The sequence below is a fragment of the Brevundimonas sp. genome (assembly GCF_035626975.1).
GTDB lineage: Bacteria > Pseudomonadota > Alphaproteobacteria > Caulobacterales > Caulobacteraceae > Brevundimonas.
Map to the genome: position 1 here is coordinate 74,982 of NZ_DASPMQ010000006.1, position 15,131 is coordinate 90,112.

The window sequence follows — 15,131 nt, forward strand, 5'->3', positions numbered from 1 at the left end:
GGTGGGCGCGAAGGCCGCCAAGGTCAAATTTCTAGTTCAACACGCCCGTCGCGCTCTCCGCCGTGGCCAGCTGCAGCACGCCCATGAGCGTGGCCCGCGTCTCGCCGTCGGCGATCCCGTCGACCTGTCCCGGCCGCCAGTGGCGCTGGAAGGCCTCGACGGTCAGACGCGTCGCCTCGTCGTAGTCGCCGCCGGGCTGGAGGCCATAGCCGAGCCGGTGCAGGCCGGCGCGCAGGACGATGACGCCCAGCCCCTCGTCGCCGACGCCGAGCGGGCCGCCAAGGGCGGCCGCGCGCTCGGGCGCGGGCTCGAACCACAGGCCGTGGCCGACCGAGGCCAGCCGCTTCCACGGGAAGCGCTCGCCCGGATCCTTCTTGCGGTCGGGGGCCAGGTCGGAGTGGCCGATGATGCGGGCGTCCGGAATGGTCCAGCGGGTGCGGATGTCGCTGACCAGGCTGATCAGCGAGTCGATCTGCGCCTCGGGAAAGTCGCGGTAGCCGAACTCATGGCCCGGATTGACGATCTCGATCCCGATCGAGGCGGCGTTGCAGTCGGTCTCGCCCTGCCAGGCGCCGCGGCCGGCATGCCAGGCGCGGCGCTCCTCGGCGACCAGCCGCAGGATCGCGCCGTCCTCGCCGACCACGTAATGGGCCGATACCTTCGCGTCGGGGTCGCGCAGACGGGCGATCGCCTCATCGGCGGTGCGCATGCCGGTGTAGTGCAGCACCAGCATGTCGGGCGGGGCCCGCCGCTTGTCGAAATTGGGCGACGGCGCGTCCCGGACGACCAGCATCCTAGCGGCCCGGACGCTCCCAGCCGTAGGCGACCCAGGCGCCGTCGACCTTGCGGGCTTCGATGACATCGTCGGCGCGCCGGGCGCGCGGCGTCACCCGGCGGCGGGCGCGCACGGCGAGGCCAGCGAGGAAGACCACAATGGCGGCGAAAACGGCGATCACGGCCACGGCGGCGGCGGCGAACACCGCCAGCACGGCGCCCACGGCCATGGCGGCGAGCGTGGCGACCAGGCCGCCGAGCCACATCACCGACGCGACCAGCCCGTTGGCGGGTCCACGGCCGGAGGGGCCGGAGCCAAAGGTCAGGCGATCGGACGGGGTCATGGGATTACCTCTGTGACGCTGACAACAACGCCGTACTTCCAATGTCGGTCCATAGGCGTGAACGGTCAATGACCGGACCCTTCACAGGCGAGTGTCCGATTGTCGCTGTCTCAGTAGGGTCGATCGGCCAGAACCGTGGCGCCGGAGGTCCGGGCGCGTTCGGTCTGGAGCTGGCGGACAGCGGCCTCGGCCTGCGGATCGTTCATCACGCCGCCGATGCCGATCAGCACCCGTGCGGCCTCGCCCGAGACCCCGAACATCTCCGACAGGGCGGCGAACGGCGACTTCGATTCCGGGTAGCGCTTGAAGCGCACCGACTCGTCGTCCGGGATGCGGGCCAGCTGGCGGGCCTTGGCGATGGCCTCCTCCAGCCCGCCCAGCTGGTCGACCAGGCCGATGGATTTGGCCTGCGCTCCGGTCCAGACGCGGCCGCGGGCGATCTCTCGCACCCGGGCGGCCGGCAGGTTCCGGCCGCGGGCGACGCGGGCGATGAACTCTTCATAGGTGCGGTCGATCGAGGCCGCGAAGGCGGCGCGGTCGGCCGCGTCGAACGGCTCGGACGGCGAGAAGGAGTCGGCGAAGTCGCCGCCGACGGTCAGGTTGCGCATGTCGATGCCGAAACGGCCGAGGGCGTCGGCCAGCACCAGCTTGCCGCCGAACACGCCGATGGAGCCGGTCAGGGTCGAGGGCTGGGCGACGATCCAGTTCGCTTCCGAACTGATCCAGTAGCCGCCCGACGCCGCGTAGTCGCCCATCGACACCACAACCGGCTTGCCGGCGGCCCTGGCCGCGCGCACGGCCGCCAGGATCTGCTCCGAGGCGTCCGGTGAGCCGCCGGGCGAGGAGACGCGGAAGACGATGGCCTTGACGCTGTCGTCCTCGATCGCGTCGTAGAGGGCCTCGGCCACGTCGTCCGACATGATCGACGAGCCGCCGCCGAACGGGTCGGCGCCGCCGCCCGTGCCGGTCAGGATGGCGCCCTCGCCGCCGACGATGGCGATGGCGTTGCGGCCCGAGCCGGTCCGCTCGCCCCTGGACGAGGCGTAGTCCGCGAATTCCATGATCTCGGAACCCTTGCCGGCGCGGCGTTTGGCTTCGGCCTCGGCCTCCTCGACCTGGCCGATCTTGTCGATCAGGCGGCGCTGCAGCGCCTGCGCCGACGAGTGGGGCCCAGACTCGATGGTGGCGCGCAGGGCCTGGGGCGTGACGCGCCGGTCCTGGGCCGCATTGGCCAGGGCCGAGGTGTAGATGGAGGTCATCCACGCCGTCATCGCCTCGCGGTGAGCCGGGGTGAAGTCGCTCTCGGTGTATTCGTTGACCGCGTTCTTGTACTCGTAGCGCTGCTCGAACTGGGCGTTGACGCCGTATTTCTCGAAGGCGCGGCCGAGAAAGATCGACTCGGCCGAGAAGCCCGCCAGCTGGAAGCTGGAGGTGTTCTGCATCCACAGTTCCGACGCCGAGGCGCCGATCATATAGCTGGAGACCGCGGTCCCGACCGGCTGGAAGCCCTGCGCATGGGCGATGACCACCTTGCCCGAGCGGCGGAAGCGGCGCACGGCCTGACGGATCTCGTCGGCGGCGGCGGGCGTGATCCCGGCTTCCGGCAGGCGGATCAGCAACGCCTTGACCCGGTCGTCATCCTCGGCCTGGGCCAGGGTGTCGACGACCTGCATCGTCGACAGGCCGGCGCCGCCGAACATGGCGAACGGATTGATCGGGGCCTGGTCGGTGATCCCCTCCCGCAGGTCCAGCTCCAGCACGGTGTTGGACGGCGTCGGCTCCTTCGATGTCGCCGAACTGATCGCCATGGTGATCAGCACGACCGGCACGATGACAAAGAACAGCACCAGGCCGGCGAAAACGCCGAGCATCGTCAGGAAGAACTGCTTCATGGAGGAGGTCAGGGTCCGCGCGGGCCGGGCGTGGCCGGGTCCGACCATAGGGCGACGGGGTTTGCCGTCAAATGAACGTCACGTAACAGGCGAATGCGCCGCGGCATCGATGGTGCGGCGCAACAGAGATGATTGATGACGGGCGCGCTTGCCCCTATATCAGCAGCCTGCGAGCGGGGGCCGATCGCCCCGCGTCACTTCCGGACCGCACTCTCCATGCTGGTCACCCTGATGAAGGCCAAGCTGCACCGCGCCACGGTGACCCAGGCCGACCTCGACTACGAAGGCTCGATCGCGATCGACGCCGACCTGCTGGACGCTGCGGGCATCTTCCCGCACGAGCAGGTCGATGTGCTGAACATCACCAACGGCCAGCGCTTCACCACCTACGCCATCGAGGCCCCGCGCGGCTCGCGCGTCGTCGGCGTCAACGGCGCCGCCGCCCGCCTGGTGCAGAAGAACGACAAGGTCATCGTGGTGACCTACGGCCAGCTGCCGGAAGAGGAAGCCCGCCAGTGGTCGCCGACCGTGGTGCTGCTGGACGACAACAACGCGATCAAGCGCGCCGCCTGACCCTGCCTTGCCGGATGTGAAAAGGCCCGCCGTCGCCGGCGGGCCTTTCTTCGTCTGCCTTACCGGCTCAGGTCATAAATCCCGGTGATGTCGATCCGCACCGTCAGCTGTCCGGCGGCGACCGGGGTCGAGCCGGCGTCCATGGCCATTTCGGCGCGGGCGTACTGCATCATCGGCTGGGGCGGCGCATAGCCGCCACCCTCGGTCAGCGAACGGATCCCGCCCAGCGGCACGCCCAGGGCCTGCGAATACAGGGCCGCCTTGGCCTGCAGGTTGCGCACAGCCAGCTGGCGCGCCTGGTTCTCGGCCGAGGTGGGGTCCTTGAGGCCGAAGCCGATGCCGTCGATCTGGTTGACCCCGGCCGCGACCACGGCGTCGGCGGTCGAGCCGACGGCGTCGAGATCGTTGATGATCACCGTCACCCGGTTGCTGGCCTGGTAGCCGCGCAGGCGGGGCGGCTCGTTCTGGACGTAGTCGTACTGGGCCGACAGGTTCAGCCCCGAGGTCTGCACATCGCGTTCCTCGATCCCGGCGCGACGCAGGGCGGCCATGACCTGGTTCATCCGGGTCGCGTTCTGGCTCATCGCCTCGGCGGCGGTTGTCGCCTCAGTGACGACACCGAAGCTGATCGTGGCCATGTCGGGCGCGGTCTTGACCTCGCCATAGGCCGACAGGTTGAGCGACGGGCGCTCGGTGACGGCCTGGATGGTCAGCGGCGCGCCACCGCCCGGCTGCGACTGGGCGAAGGCGGCGGGGGCCGCGGCGATCATGGCGACGGCGGCCATCACGGCTCCGCCCATCAACAGGACGCGGTTCGACACGGCCGGCAGGGCGGCGGCGCGGACGAAGGGGGCGGGGCGGTTCATGTCAGTAGTCTCCGTGAGCGAGGGACGATCCATCCGGCGCCGATCGTGTCGGACGTCCGTGGCTGAACCTTGGCCTTGAACGCCTGAACGCGCGAGCGGGCTCCATTGGCAGAAATCGTTCATCGGCGTGAAATCGGCGACAGGTCGGCGTCGGAACCATGGTGCTTGGCAAGCCGCCGCGCCGCCTGCTAGGCGAGTCGGGCCGCCACGGAGGGCGCGTAGCTCAATGGTTAGAGCCGACCGCTCATAACGGTCTGGTTGGGGGTTCGAGTCCCTCCGCGCCTACCGTCCCCAGAACCCGCCGCCCCGGCTCCAGCGGTCCTCGCCCTGATAGCGGTCGTCCGGGATGTAGCGGCCGTCCCGGTCGTACCAGCCCTGGCCGTCGCGGTAGCGATCGTATCCGTCGAGCGAATAGCCGTCGTCCTGGTATTCGAGGCCGAGCAGACCGTCCTCGCCCTCCCACCAATTGCGGGGATAGGAGCCGAAGGCGCACTCCCAGCCCTCGCCAGGCCGCCAGTAGGGCTCGTAACGGCCGCGGTAGCGATCACGGAACTGGGGCCGACAGACATACCGCGAATAGACCCGGTTGCCGCGCGCCTGCACATTGGCGCGATCCTCGGCGTAGATCACTTCGCGCACGCCCGAGAAGACGTTGTTGATGATCACCGCGCTGCCCGAGGCCGCCGCGACGCCGACGGTGGCGGCGCGGATCCGGCTGTCGGTCAGACGGAGTTCGCCGTTGTAGAGCACCACGCCCTTGTCGGAGCGGCCGACGCGGCTGTTGCTGATGTCGACGGAGGCGCCCTCGATGGCCACGCCCTCGACATAGCCGACGATGGCGGTGTTCTCGATCTCGACCCGGCCGTAGTCCCGGCCCGATCGGACGATCAGGCCGATCGAACGGGGGCCGAAGGCGTTGGGCGCGCCCGTTCCCTTCAGGGTGGTCGAGGCGATGCGCGAGGTCTGGCCCGCGCCCGGGATCACCTCCATGCCCGACTGGGCGCCGGCCACCACGACCTCCCAGGCGTTCAGCACGGCGCCGTCCGCGACGACAGCCGGCGCGATGGTCTGGGCCTCGATGATGGTGTTGCGCAGGTCCAGCAGGCCGCCGTCGGCGTAGATCGCCGCCTCGTCGCCGGCGTGGCGGAAGCCGACGCGGTTCATGATGATCTCGGCGCCGTATCCGACAATGCAGGCGGCGTCTCCGGCGCGCGGCGAGGCGAACACCATGTCGCGGATTTCGACCCGCACGCCTTGAGCCACGGTGATGCAGGGCAGGCCGTCGGGCGCCTGCAGCGTCGGATTTCCGGTCCGCGCCCAGTCGCGCGGATCGAAGCCGCTCTCGCCGATGATGGTCATCGGCTTGTCGATGTTCAGCCAGCCGACGCAGGCGCCGGCGCGGGCCCGGATCACCAGGGTGCCGCCGGGACGGACGCGGCGCACCGCGTCCTCGACCGCGCCGGTGCCGGGATTGCCGCCGCAGTCGACCAGCACGATCTCCTCGCCGCCGGGGCGGTAGGGCCCGGGCCGCCAGTCCGGCCGGTGCCGGCCATAGTCATAGCGCCGGTGCTGCGAGCCGCGGTTGCGATAGCTGCGCGCCGGCGGGTCCAGGAGGACGCCGAAATTCGGCCGGGTCTGGCTCTCGACCTTGGCCGCGACCTGGGCATGGGCCGAGGGTGTCTGCGACAGCGAAACGCCGACCATGGCGGCCGCAATGAGGGCGATTCCAGCGACCGTGCCGCGGATCCGACCGAAGGGGAAACGGGTCGACATGGGTCCACGCCCTCCTTAACGGCGTTGCTGCGAACGGGAGACCTGGGCCAGCACGGCCTGCAGGCGGGCGGCCGAGGGGCCGAAGCCGGACAGGGCCGAATCGATGCGCAGGGCCACAGCCTGGGCCTTGTCCTGGTCCGCCACGCCCGAGACGCCGAGCGCGAAATAGCTCGACATGGCGAACTTGGCCTCCGGGCTGCCCTGGCGGGCGGCCTCGTCGAACCATTTGAAGGCGCGGGCGTAGTCCGCGGGCAGGCCGATGCCCTCGGCGTACATCACCGCCAGCACCAGCTGGGCCTCGGACGAACCGTTGACGGCGGCCAGCTGGATGGCGCGGACCCGCTCCAGATACGACAGCCGGCTCTCCATTGGATGGCCCAGCATGGCCTCCAGCGTCTCGATCTGGCGCTTGGACAGGTCCTCAGGCCGCGCCGGCACGGTGTCAGTGATGCCGAGGTAGCGCAGGGCCCGGCCGACATGGACGAACGGCAGCTCGGTCCCCATCCGGCCCAGGGCGTATTCATAGGCGTCGCCGCGCGGGCGACTCTCATCCGAGAAGGGCACGCCCGAGGCCGGGGCGTCGTTGGGATAGAATTCGAACGGCGGGGTCCACTGCCGGGCCTTGGCCTCGACGAAGCGGCTGTACTGGTCGCGGCTGGGGGCGGACTTCTCGAAGTCCTTCATCAGCACATAGGCGCCGACGTCGCCGGTCTGCACCGCGAGGTAGTTGTACAGATAGGCGTCGACGTCGTTGCGGGGGAACAGGCTGGTCGCGGCCAGATAGCCGCGGCGACGGCGGTCGCGGGTCTCGGGCCCGCCGCCGCCGCTGTTGCGGCCCCACGCCTCGCGGGCCTCGCGGTTGTCCTCGGGTTCGCCGAAGGGGCCGTAGAGTCCGTCGTGCAGACGCGCCAGGGTGCGGAACCCCTCGGCATCCTGGGTCGACAGGATGTAAACGACACGGTCGCGCACCGCCTCCTGCTCTTCCCGGGTCATCTGGCCAAGTTGGCGATCGAGCCGCTGGTAGGCCATGTGGCGTTCGAATGCGCGGCAGTCATCGTATTTGGACAGCGGCCGCCAGCCGCCAAAACCGCCACGGTCGACCCGGTTGATCGGCGCATAGCCCTCGTCATTGGCCAGCGCCATGGCGTACCAGGTGGCGCTCTCGATCGGATCCTCGATATTCTTGTCGGTGGCGCGGACGGCGGCGTAGCGGGCCCCCAGCTCCAGCTGGGCGAAGAAGTCGCCGCGGAAGGCCGCCCGGCGCAGGGCGCGCAGCCCCGTCTCCTGGGCGTTGAACTCGGAGCCGGTCAGGGAGGCGGGGCGCGGGCAGGCGTTCGAAGCGGCGTCGGCGCGCTGCCAGAAGCGCACGCCGCTGCTGCGGTCGCCGCACGAGACCATGCCGAAGGCGGTCAGGGCGAGCACGCCCGCGATCGCCGCGATCGCGACGGGGCCGCGCGACCGGTCGAACCGGCCGCGGTCGGTCTTGTTCGCCTGGCCCTCGCCCATAAATCCTCGCACCACTGAAGCGGGCGTTCCCCGGCTCGCCCATTAAGCTTTGCGCGACCGGGACAGTCCGGTCCAGTTAACTGTCTGTCAAGGTTAACGCTGGTTTGGGTCAAAGCGTTGCCGCACTGCGGCCATTTTACGACATCGCGGAAGTTATCCACCAGAATCAGAGACTTGGGATTCGCCTCGCAGGCGAAAAATCCGACCCTCGCCTCCCGGGGCGGGGGCGCCTATATGGCTCCCATTGCCCGGAGCCCTGCCTGATGTCGTACGTCGCCCGCGATGATCGTCCCGCCGACAAAGCCGCCCGTTACGCCGAACTCGAGGATGAAATTCTCGCGGTGCTGGAGGGCGAGCCGAACCTCACGGCCCGGATGGCGACCGTCTCGTCCATGCTGGCCGACGCCTTCCCGCTGTTCTTCTGGACGGGCTTCTACGTGGTCGATCCCGACAAGGCCGACGAACTTGTGGTCGGGCCGTACCAGGGCACGCTCGGCTGCCTGCGCATCGCCTTCGGCCGCGGCGTCTGCGGCGCGGCGGCGCGGGACCGGACGACCCAGATCGTCGCGGACGTCCACGCCTTCCCTGGCCACATCGCCTGCGACAGCCGCTCGGCCAGCGAGATCGTCGTCCCGGTGTTCGATCGGTCAGGCGGCCTGATCGCCGTCTTCGACGTCGACGCCACCGAACCCGCCGCCTTCGACGCGGTCGACGCCGAGGCGCTGGAGCGGCTGCTGGGCCGGGTGTTCGCGGCCTGATCATCTGCTAAGCCGTCCACCGGACAGGAGGTCGCCATGTCGGATCGGGTCATCGCCATCACCGGAGGCCACGGCGTACTGGGCCGCGCCGTGCTCGAGGCGGCGCTGGCCGACGGGCTGAAGGTCGCGGTCATCGACCATGCCTCGGGCCAGACGGTGCCGGAGGGCGTTCTGGAGCTCGGCGGGGTCGACCTGACCGACGCCGCGGCCGCCGATCGGGCCATCGCGGCCGTTGTCGGGCGCTTCGGCCGGCTGGACGCCCTGCTCAACATCGCCGGCGGCTTCGTCTGGCAGACGGTCGATGACGGGGAGCCGGCGTGGACCCGGATGTTCGCGCTGAATCTGACCACCGCGCTGAACGCCAGCCGCGCCGCCCTGCCCCATCTCAAGGCCTCGGCCGAAGGCCGCATCATCAATGTCGGAGCCAACGGGGCGCTGAAAGCGGCCGCCGGCATGGGCGCCTACGCCGCCTCCAAGTCCGGCGTGCACCGCCTGACCGAGGCCCTGGCCGAGGAGCTGAAGAGGACCCCGGTCACCGTCAACGCCGTCCTGCCGTCCATTCTGGACACCGAACAGAACCGCAAGGACATGCCCGACGCCGATCCGGCCAGATGGGTCCGGCCCGCCGACCTCGCCCGGGTCATGCTGTTCCTCGCCTCACCGGAGAGCCGGGCGATCACGGGGGCCCTGATCCCGGTGACAGGCCGGGTCTGATGTTGCGCCCCGCCCGCTCGGTCCTCTTCCTCCCGGCCAGCAATCCGCGCGCGGTCGACAAGGCGCGGGGCCTGGCGTGCGACGTGGCCATTCTCGATCTCGAGGACGCCGTCGCGCCGGAGGCCAAGGCCGAGGCCCGTGACGCCGCCGTCGAGGCGGTCCGTTCGGGCGGCTTCGGCCCGCGGCTCGGCGTCCGGATCAACGGACTCGACACCGAATGGGGCGAGGCGGACCTGCAGGCCCTGTCCGCCGCCGGGGCGGCTCTTGTCGTCGCCCCCAAGGTCGAGGACGCCGCCGCCGTCCGCGCCCTGATCGACCGTCTGCCGAACGGTGCGGCGCTCTGGGCCATGATCGAAACCCCGAAAGCCCTGTTCAATCTCCATGATCTCGCCGCCTCCGGCGCGCCGCTGGAGGCGTTGATGCTCGGCGTCAACGACCTGGCCGCCGGCCTCGGGACCGGCCCATCGCCCGACCGCGAGCCGCTGAAGCCGTGGCTGGCTGCGACTGTGGCGGCAGCCCGCGCCCATGGCCGGCTGGCTATCGACGGCGTGTTCAACCGCTTCACCGATACGGACGGCTTCGCGGCCGAGTGCGCCCAGGCGCGGCGGTATGGCTTCGACGGCAAGAGCCTGATCCACCCGTCGCAGGTCGACGCCGCCAACGCCGCCTTTTCGCCGTCTCCCGAAGACGTCGCCCGCGCCCGCGCCGTCGTCGCCGCCTTCGCCGCGCCGGAGGCCGCCGGCAAGGGCGCGATCCAGGTCGATGGGCGAATGGCGGAACGGCTCCATCTCGCGGCCGCGGAACAGCTGCTTGCGCGTCTCTGACGCACCGCCTCGACCACCGCCCGGGACAGGCCTATCTAGTCAGTCCAGAAACAGAACGGGCGCCTCGAGCAACGAGGCCGCACATCGAGCGTCAGGGACCATCGAGTTGACCAAAGCCGTCATCGCCGCGACCGGCCTGTTCACGCCGGATCAGTCCATCTCCAACGAGGAGCTGGTCGCGGCCTATAACACCTGGGCGCAGCGCTTCAACGAACAGCATGCGGCAGGCATCGCCGCCGGCGACCTCGCGGCCCTGACCCCCTCCTCGGTCGAGTTCATCGAGAAGGCGTCCGGCATCAAGTCCCGCTTCGTGATGGACAAGGCCGGGGTGCTCGACCCCGCCCGAATGGTCCCGAACATCCCGGAGCGCCCGGACGACGAGTTGTCGGTGCTGGCCGAGATGGCCGTCAGGGCCGCGCGGGACGCGATCGCCGCCTGGGGCAAACCGGTCGGCGAGATCGGCGCCGTGCTGTGCGCCGCCTCCAACATGCAGCGTCCCTACCCGGCCATGGCCATCGAGGTGCAGCAGGCGCTGGGCATCGAGGGCTTCGCCTTCGACATGAACGTGGCCTGCTCCTCGGCCACTTTCGGCATCAAGACGGCCGCCGACTTCATCGCCTCCGGCTCGGTCAAGGCGGTGCTGATGGTCAATCCGGAGGTCTGCTCCGCCCACCTGAATTTCAGGGATCGCGACAGCCACTTCATTTTCGGCGACGTCGCCACGGCGGTCATCATCGAGGCGGCGGACCAGGCGGTCGACGGCTGGGAAATCCTCGGAACCCGGCTCAAGACCGTCTTCTCGAACAACATCCGCAACAATTTCGGCTTCCTGAACCGGGCCGCCGGGACCGGGGCGCCTTCGGGCGACGAAGCGACCGGTCAGACGGACAAGCTGTTCGTCCAGCAGGGGCGAAAAGTCTTCAAGGACGTGGTGCCGATGGTCTCCGACATGATCGTCGACCACGCCGCCGAACTGGGGATCGACCCTCACGGGCTGAAACGGTTGTGGCTGCACCAGGCCAACATCAACATGAACCAGTTCATCGGCCGCAAGGTGCTGGGCCGCGAGCCGACGCCGGACGAGAACGTCATCATCCTCGATGAGTACGCCAACACGTCCTCGGCGGGCTCGATCATCGCCTTCCACCTTCGCCACGACGGCTTCACGCCCGGCGACATCGGCCTGATCTGCAGCTTCGGCGCCGGCTATTCCGCGGGCACGGTGTTCGTTCGCAAACGCTGAACCGCCTCCCGACACAGCCGCGCCGCCATTGCGGTTGATTCTGATAATCGTTCGCAGTAAACGCCGTGCTCCTTCTCAAGCGGGGCCGTTCACATGCGCACTCTCCTCCTGTCCGCCGGGCTCGCCGCCCTCGTCGCCGCCGCCGGTCCAGCCATGGCCGAAGAGCCGACAGTCGCGGCCGGCCTGGACGATCCGACCCGCCTGCCGCCGGTCACCGTTCTCGCTACCCGGGCCGAGACGCGCGCGGACGAAGCCCCCGCCACGGTCACCGTGTTCACGGCGGCGCAGATCGAGGAACTGCTGGTCACCGACATCAAGGACCTGATCCGGTTCGAACCGGGCGTCAGCGTGGTGACCCAACCGGCCCGCTTTGGCGCGGCGCTGGGAACCGCCGGCCGGGCCGGGAACGAGGGCTTCACGATCCGCGGCCTCGGCGGCGATCGGGTGTTGATGGTGGTGGACGGCGTTCGCGTGCCCGACGGCTTCGTCTTCGGCGCCCAGAGCGTCGGCCGCGGCGGCTACGCCGACCTCGATCTGATGAAGTCCGTTGAGATCCTGCGCGGCCCGGCCTCGGCGCTGTACGGCTCCGACGGCGTGGCCGGCGCCGTCTCCTTCACCACCCGCGACCCCGCCGATCTGATGCGCGACGGCGAGCGGTTCGCCGCCCGCGCCCGGGTCGGCTACAATTCCGCAGACGACGGCCTGACCAAATCTCTGATCCTCGCCGGCGAACAGGGCCCGTTCTCCGCCCTGCTGGCCTGGACCGGCCGCGACAGCCAGGAGACGGAGACCCAGGGCGATAGAACCGGGGAAGAAGTGCAGGATGTCGGCGGCGTCCCGACCCTCATCTACTCCAGACGCACCCTGCCCAATCCGCAGGAGATCTCATCCGACGCCTGGCTTGGGAAGCTGGTGTGGGAGGTCGCACCCGGCCACAGCCTCCGCCTCGTCTACGACGCCTATGAGATGCAGTCCGACGCCCAGGTGCTGAGCGGCCGCACGACCCGTACCGTCGCCGCTCCTCCGGCCTCACCCACGGCTGTCCTTAATCTGCTGGCGACCGACACGACGGAGCGCGAGAGAGTCGGTCTGGACTGGCGTTTCGCCGACGCACTCGCCCTCGATCGCGGGCAGGTCTCGATCTACCGGCAGGACTCCACCACCCGCCAGCACACTTTCGAGGACCGGGTCGGGACCGATCGGATTCGCGACAACACCTTCGACAATGAAGTCTCCGGTCTCGCCGCCGACGCCGTGAAGGTCCTCGGCAATCACCGCCTGACCTTCGGCGGTGATTGGTCGCGGACTACCCAGCGGGGCGTCCGCGACGGCACGGTTCCTCCGATGGGCGAGACGTTCCCCACCAGCGCCTTCCCGGAGACCGATTACACCCTGGCTGGCTTGTTCGTGCAGGACGAGATCAGCCTGTTGGACGGCGCATTGAAGATCGTCCCGGCGGTGCGCTGGGACAGCTACGATCTGTCGACCGCCGACGACCCGTTGTATCCCGGCGTCCGGGCCGACCAGTCGGACGACCACGTCTCACCCAAGCTGGGCGTAGTCTGGCAGGCCACCGACGTCGTCCAGCTGTTCGGCAACTGGGGTGGGGGTTTCAAGGCCCCGACGCCCAGCCAGGTGAATCAGTTCTTCTCCAATATCGCCTTCGGCTACACCTCCGCCCCCAACCCCGACCTGCAGCCCGAGACCAGCCGCAGCCTCGAGATCGGCGCCCGCGTCCGCGACCTCGATCTTTTTGGAGGTCAGGCATCGGCTCAACTGGTCGGCTTCCAGTCTGATTTCGAGGACTTCATCAGCCAGCAGGTTGTGTCGGGATCCTTCACTCCCGCCGACCCGGCGGTGTTCCAGTTCGTCAACTTCACCGACGTCGAGGTCTCCGGTGTCGAGGCCAGGGCTGACGTCTGGTGGGACAACGGCCTCAGCGCCCGCTTCGCCGTCGCCTGGGCCGAAGGCGAGACCACCAGCGGCGGCGTGACCACCGCCCTGCCGACCATCGACCCGGTCAAGGCCGTCTTCGGTCTCGGCTATGACGAGCCGGCGGGGCGATTCGGCGGTCAGGCCATTGTCACCTGGTCGCAGGCCAAGGACGCGGCCGACACCGACGGCCTGCCCTGTTTCAACGCCGATCCCGCCCTGGGCTGCGCCGTCGGCGACGACTTCGCCCTGCTGGACCTGACCGCATACTGGAACGTCAACGATCGCGTGACCGCCCGGATCGGCGTCTTCAACGTTTTCGACGAGACGTACAGCTGGTGGAGCGACGTCCGCGGCGTGGCGGCGACCTCGGCGGTGCTGGACGCCTATACCCAGCCGGGCCGCAACATCGGCCTGTCGCTGGCCTTGCGCTACTGAGCTCCGGAGACGATAACGATAATGACTCGCATTATGGACAGCAGCATGACCCGCGCCTTCCTCATCGCCGCCGCCTTGCTCGTCGCCCAGCCGGCGCTCGCCCAGGCCCCGACCACGCCCGCTGCGGCCGAATCCCCTGCCTCGCAGTTCGAGCGCGATCGTCAGTCGATCCTCGCCCAGGCCGGCCAGTGGCGCGTGCGCTTCGACATGCGCGAGAATGTCAGCTTTCGCCAAGGCTACGAGCCGCTCGAGGAGAAGCTGTCGGCCGGCGACGAGATCGTCCGGGTCGTCTACGACAACGGCGATCGCATCAGCCTGCAGCACATCCTGGTGATGTCGGACGACAACGGGAACCACCACGTCATCAAGCACTGGCGTCAGGACTGGGTCTTCGAACCCGAGACCGTCCTGACCTACGCCGGCCCCAATCGCTGGACGCTGACGCCGGTATCCGCTGACGAGCGACGGGGCGCCTGGTCACAGACGGTCTGGCAGACCGACGACAGTCCCCGCTACGGCGGCGTCGGCCGCTGGTCTTACGATCATGGTCTCGCCGAATGGTCCGGCGCCCCGACCTGGCGTCCTCTGGCCCGTCGCGACGCCGTGCGCGACCCGATCTACGACCGCTATCTCGGCACCAACCGCCACGCCCTCACCCCTGCCGGCTGGGTGCATATCCAGGACAATCTGAAGATGGGCCCGTCCGAGGGCGATGACGGCGACCTGACGGCCATCGTCCAGGAAGACGTCATCAACACCTATCGCAAGGTCGACAACTACGATCCCGGGCCCGGCGACGACTATTGGGCGGCGACGAAAGACTACTGGGCCGGCGTCCGCGCGGCCTGGGACGAACGCGTCGCGGCCTCGGGCGGCCTCTATCTCGAGGAAGAAGCCAATCGCGGCGCGGTCACCGGCAAACCGCTGATGGACTGGGCCGTCGATGTCCAGGAAGGCCGACTGACCACCGAGGCCGCCGTCGAACAGGCGCGGGCCCTGATCGCTTCGGCGACGGTCGCGCCGGCGGCCTGACCGGCGTTCAATCGAGAAAGCGCGCCCGGTCCCGGACGGACGGGACCATGCAGGTCCCGGTCCGTCCGAAGATGCGATAGCGGTTGCGGGCGATCACGTCATAGACGGGATCGCGCAATCCTCTCGGCGCGGCTTTCAGGATGATCAGCGGCCGCGTCGCCGGCAGTTGACCGAGCACCGTCAGCGCCGCGTCCGACTTGAAGTGGATACGCCCGTTCCAGATGACCGCATTGGTCTGCGGGACCTCCGGGTCGATCCCGAAGCGCGCCGCGAGGACGCGGCCGGACTCCGACTGAATCGGGGTGAAGCTGAAGCGGGCGTCCCGATCATGGTCGATCACGAACCGCACCCAGCGCGAGCAGAACACGCAGACGCCGTCAAACAGGATCAGACCCTGCGGCTGGCCCTCCGCATCACGTGGCGACCAGCGGTTCATGCGGATGGCGTTTTCATGGGCCCAGA

At 69.3% G+C, this 15,131-nt stretch carries 14 protein-coding genes and 1 tRNA gene; 8 read left to right on the forward strand and 7 right to left on the reverse strand.

Annotation, left to right across the window (positions count from 1 at the left end):
- Positions 1-31: 31 nt before the first annotated feature.
- From VEB62_RS01960 to sppA, 3 genes are all read right to left on the reverse strand, one after another.
- On the reverse strand, positions 32-793 hold the full coding sequence (locus tag VEB62_RS01960) for an N-acetylmuramoyl-L-alanine amidase (RefSeq protein WP_324794880.1): 762 nt from the start codon (positions 791-793) through the stop codon (positions 32-34).
- A 1-nt stretch (position 794) separates the two neighbouring features.
- Positions 795-1,118 carry a hypothetical protein gene (locus tag VEB62_RS01965; RefSeq protein ID WP_324794882.1) on the reverse strand — a complete coding sequence of 108 codons (324 nt, stop codon included), beginning with the start codon at positions 1,116-1,118 and terminating at the stop codon, positions 795-797.
- 110 nt (positions 1,119-1,228) lie between these two features.
- The gene (gene sppA / locus VEB62_RS01970; RefSeq protein ID WP_324794884.1) at positions 1,229-3,010 is read right to left on the reverse strand and encodes a signal peptide peptidase SppA; all 1,782 of its coding nucleotides are present in this window, start codon (positions 3,008-3,010) and stop codon (positions 1,229-1,231) included.
- Positions 3,011-3,226: 216 nt separating this feature from the next.
- Here sppA and panD point away from each other — a divergent pair, with 216 nt between their 5' ends.
- Positions 3,227-3,583, forward strand: a complete 357-nt coding sequence (gene panD / locus VEB62_RS01975) for an aspartate 1-decarboxylase (RefSeq protein ID WP_324794886.1) — start codon at positions 3,227-3,229, stop codon at positions 3,581-3,583.
- Positions 3,584-3,642: 59 nt separating this feature from the next.
- Here the strand turns inward: panD and VEB62_RS01980 are convergent, their stop codons facing one another.
- Positions 3,643-4,449 (reverse strand): SIMPL domain-containing protein, encoded by an 807-nt coding sequence (locus tag VEB62_RS01980; protein WP_324794888.1) that lies wholly within the window; start codon positions 4,447-4,449, stop codon positions 3,643-3,645.
- A 212-nt stretch (positions 4,450-4,661) separates the two neighbouring features.
- On the opposite strand from VEB62_RS01980, the gene VEB62_RS01985 reads away from it, so the two are divergent.
- A tRNA-Ile gene (locus tag VEB62_RS01985) sits at positions 4,662-4,734 on the forward strand.
- Here the strand turns inward: VEB62_RS01985 and VEB62_RS01990 are convergent.
- Together VEB62_RS01990 and VEB62_RS01995 are read right to left on the reverse strand one after the other, a co-directional pair.
- Positions 4,732-6,222 carry a right-handed parallel beta-helix repeat-containing protein gene (locus tag VEB62_RS01990; RefSeq protein WP_324794890.1) on the reverse strand — a complete coding sequence of 497 codons (1,491 nt, stop codon included), beginning with the start codon at positions 6,220-6,222 and terminating at the stop codon, positions 4,732-4,734. The two genes, VEB62_RS01985 and VEB62_RS01990, sit on opposite strands and share 3 nt — an antisense overlap.
- A 15-nt stretch (positions 6,223-6,237) precedes the next feature.
- Complete coding sequence (locus VEB62_RS01995; protein WP_414641971.1) at positions 6,238-7,740, reverse strand: tetratricopeptide repeat protein; 1,503 nt, start codon at positions 7,738-7,740, stop codon at positions 6,238-6,240.
- Between the two features lie 251 nt (positions 7,741-7,991).
- Here VEB62_RS01995 and msrC point away from each other — a divergent pair, with 251 nt between their 5' ends.
- From msrC to VEB62_RS02025, 6 genes are all read left to right on the forward strand, one after another.
- Positions 7,992-8,486 carry a free L-methionine (R)-S-oxide reductase MsrC gene (msrC, locus tag VEB62_RS02000; RefSeq protein WP_324794891.1) on the forward strand — a complete coding sequence of 165 codons (495 nt, stop codon included), beginning with the start codon at positions 7,992-7,994 and terminating at the stop codon, positions 8,484-8,486.
- A gap of 36 nt (positions 8,487-8,522) precedes the next feature.
- Entirely contained in the window at positions 8,523-9,200 is a 678-nt protein-coding gene (locus VEB62_RS02005; RefSeq protein WP_324794893.1) for an SDR family NAD(P)-dependent oxidoreductase, read from the forward strand.
- Entirely contained in the window at positions 9,200-10,024 is an 825-nt protein-coding gene (locus VEB62_RS02010; protein WP_324794894.1) for an HpcH/HpaI aldolase/citrate lyase family protein, read from the forward strand. Before VEB62_RS02005 ends, VEB62_RS02010 begins: the two co-directional genes overlap by 1 nt.
- A 106-nt stretch (positions 10,025-10,130) precedes the next feature.
- On the forward strand, positions 10,131-11,267 hold the full coding sequence (locus VEB62_RS02015) for a beta-ketoacyl-ACP synthase III (protein ID WP_324794896.1): 1,137 nt from the start codon (positions 10,131-10,133) through the stop codon (positions 11,265-11,267).
- Positions 11,268-11,360: 93 nt separating this feature from the next.
- Complete coding sequence (locus VEB62_RS02020) at positions 11,361-13,637, forward strand: TonB-dependent hemoglobin/transferrin/lactoferrin family receptor (RefSeq protein WP_324794897.1); 2,277 nt, start codon at positions 11,361-11,363, stop codon at positions 13,635-13,637.
- 21 nt (positions 13,638-13,658) lie between these two features.
- Entirely contained in the window at positions 13,659-14,669 is a 1,011-nt protein-coding gene (locus VEB62_RS02025) for a DUF6607 family protein (protein WP_324794899.1), read from the forward strand.
- A 7-nt stretch (positions 14,670-14,676) separates the two neighbouring features.
- Here the strand turns inward: VEB62_RS02025 and VEB62_RS02030 are convergent, their stop codons facing one another.
- Positions 14,677-15,105, reverse strand: a complete 429-nt coding sequence (locus VEB62_RS02030) for a thiol-disulfide oxidoreductase DCC family protein (RefSeq protein ID WP_324794900.1) — start codon at positions 15,103-15,105, stop codon at positions 14,677-14,679.
- Positions 15,106-15,131: the final 26 nt, after the last annotated feature.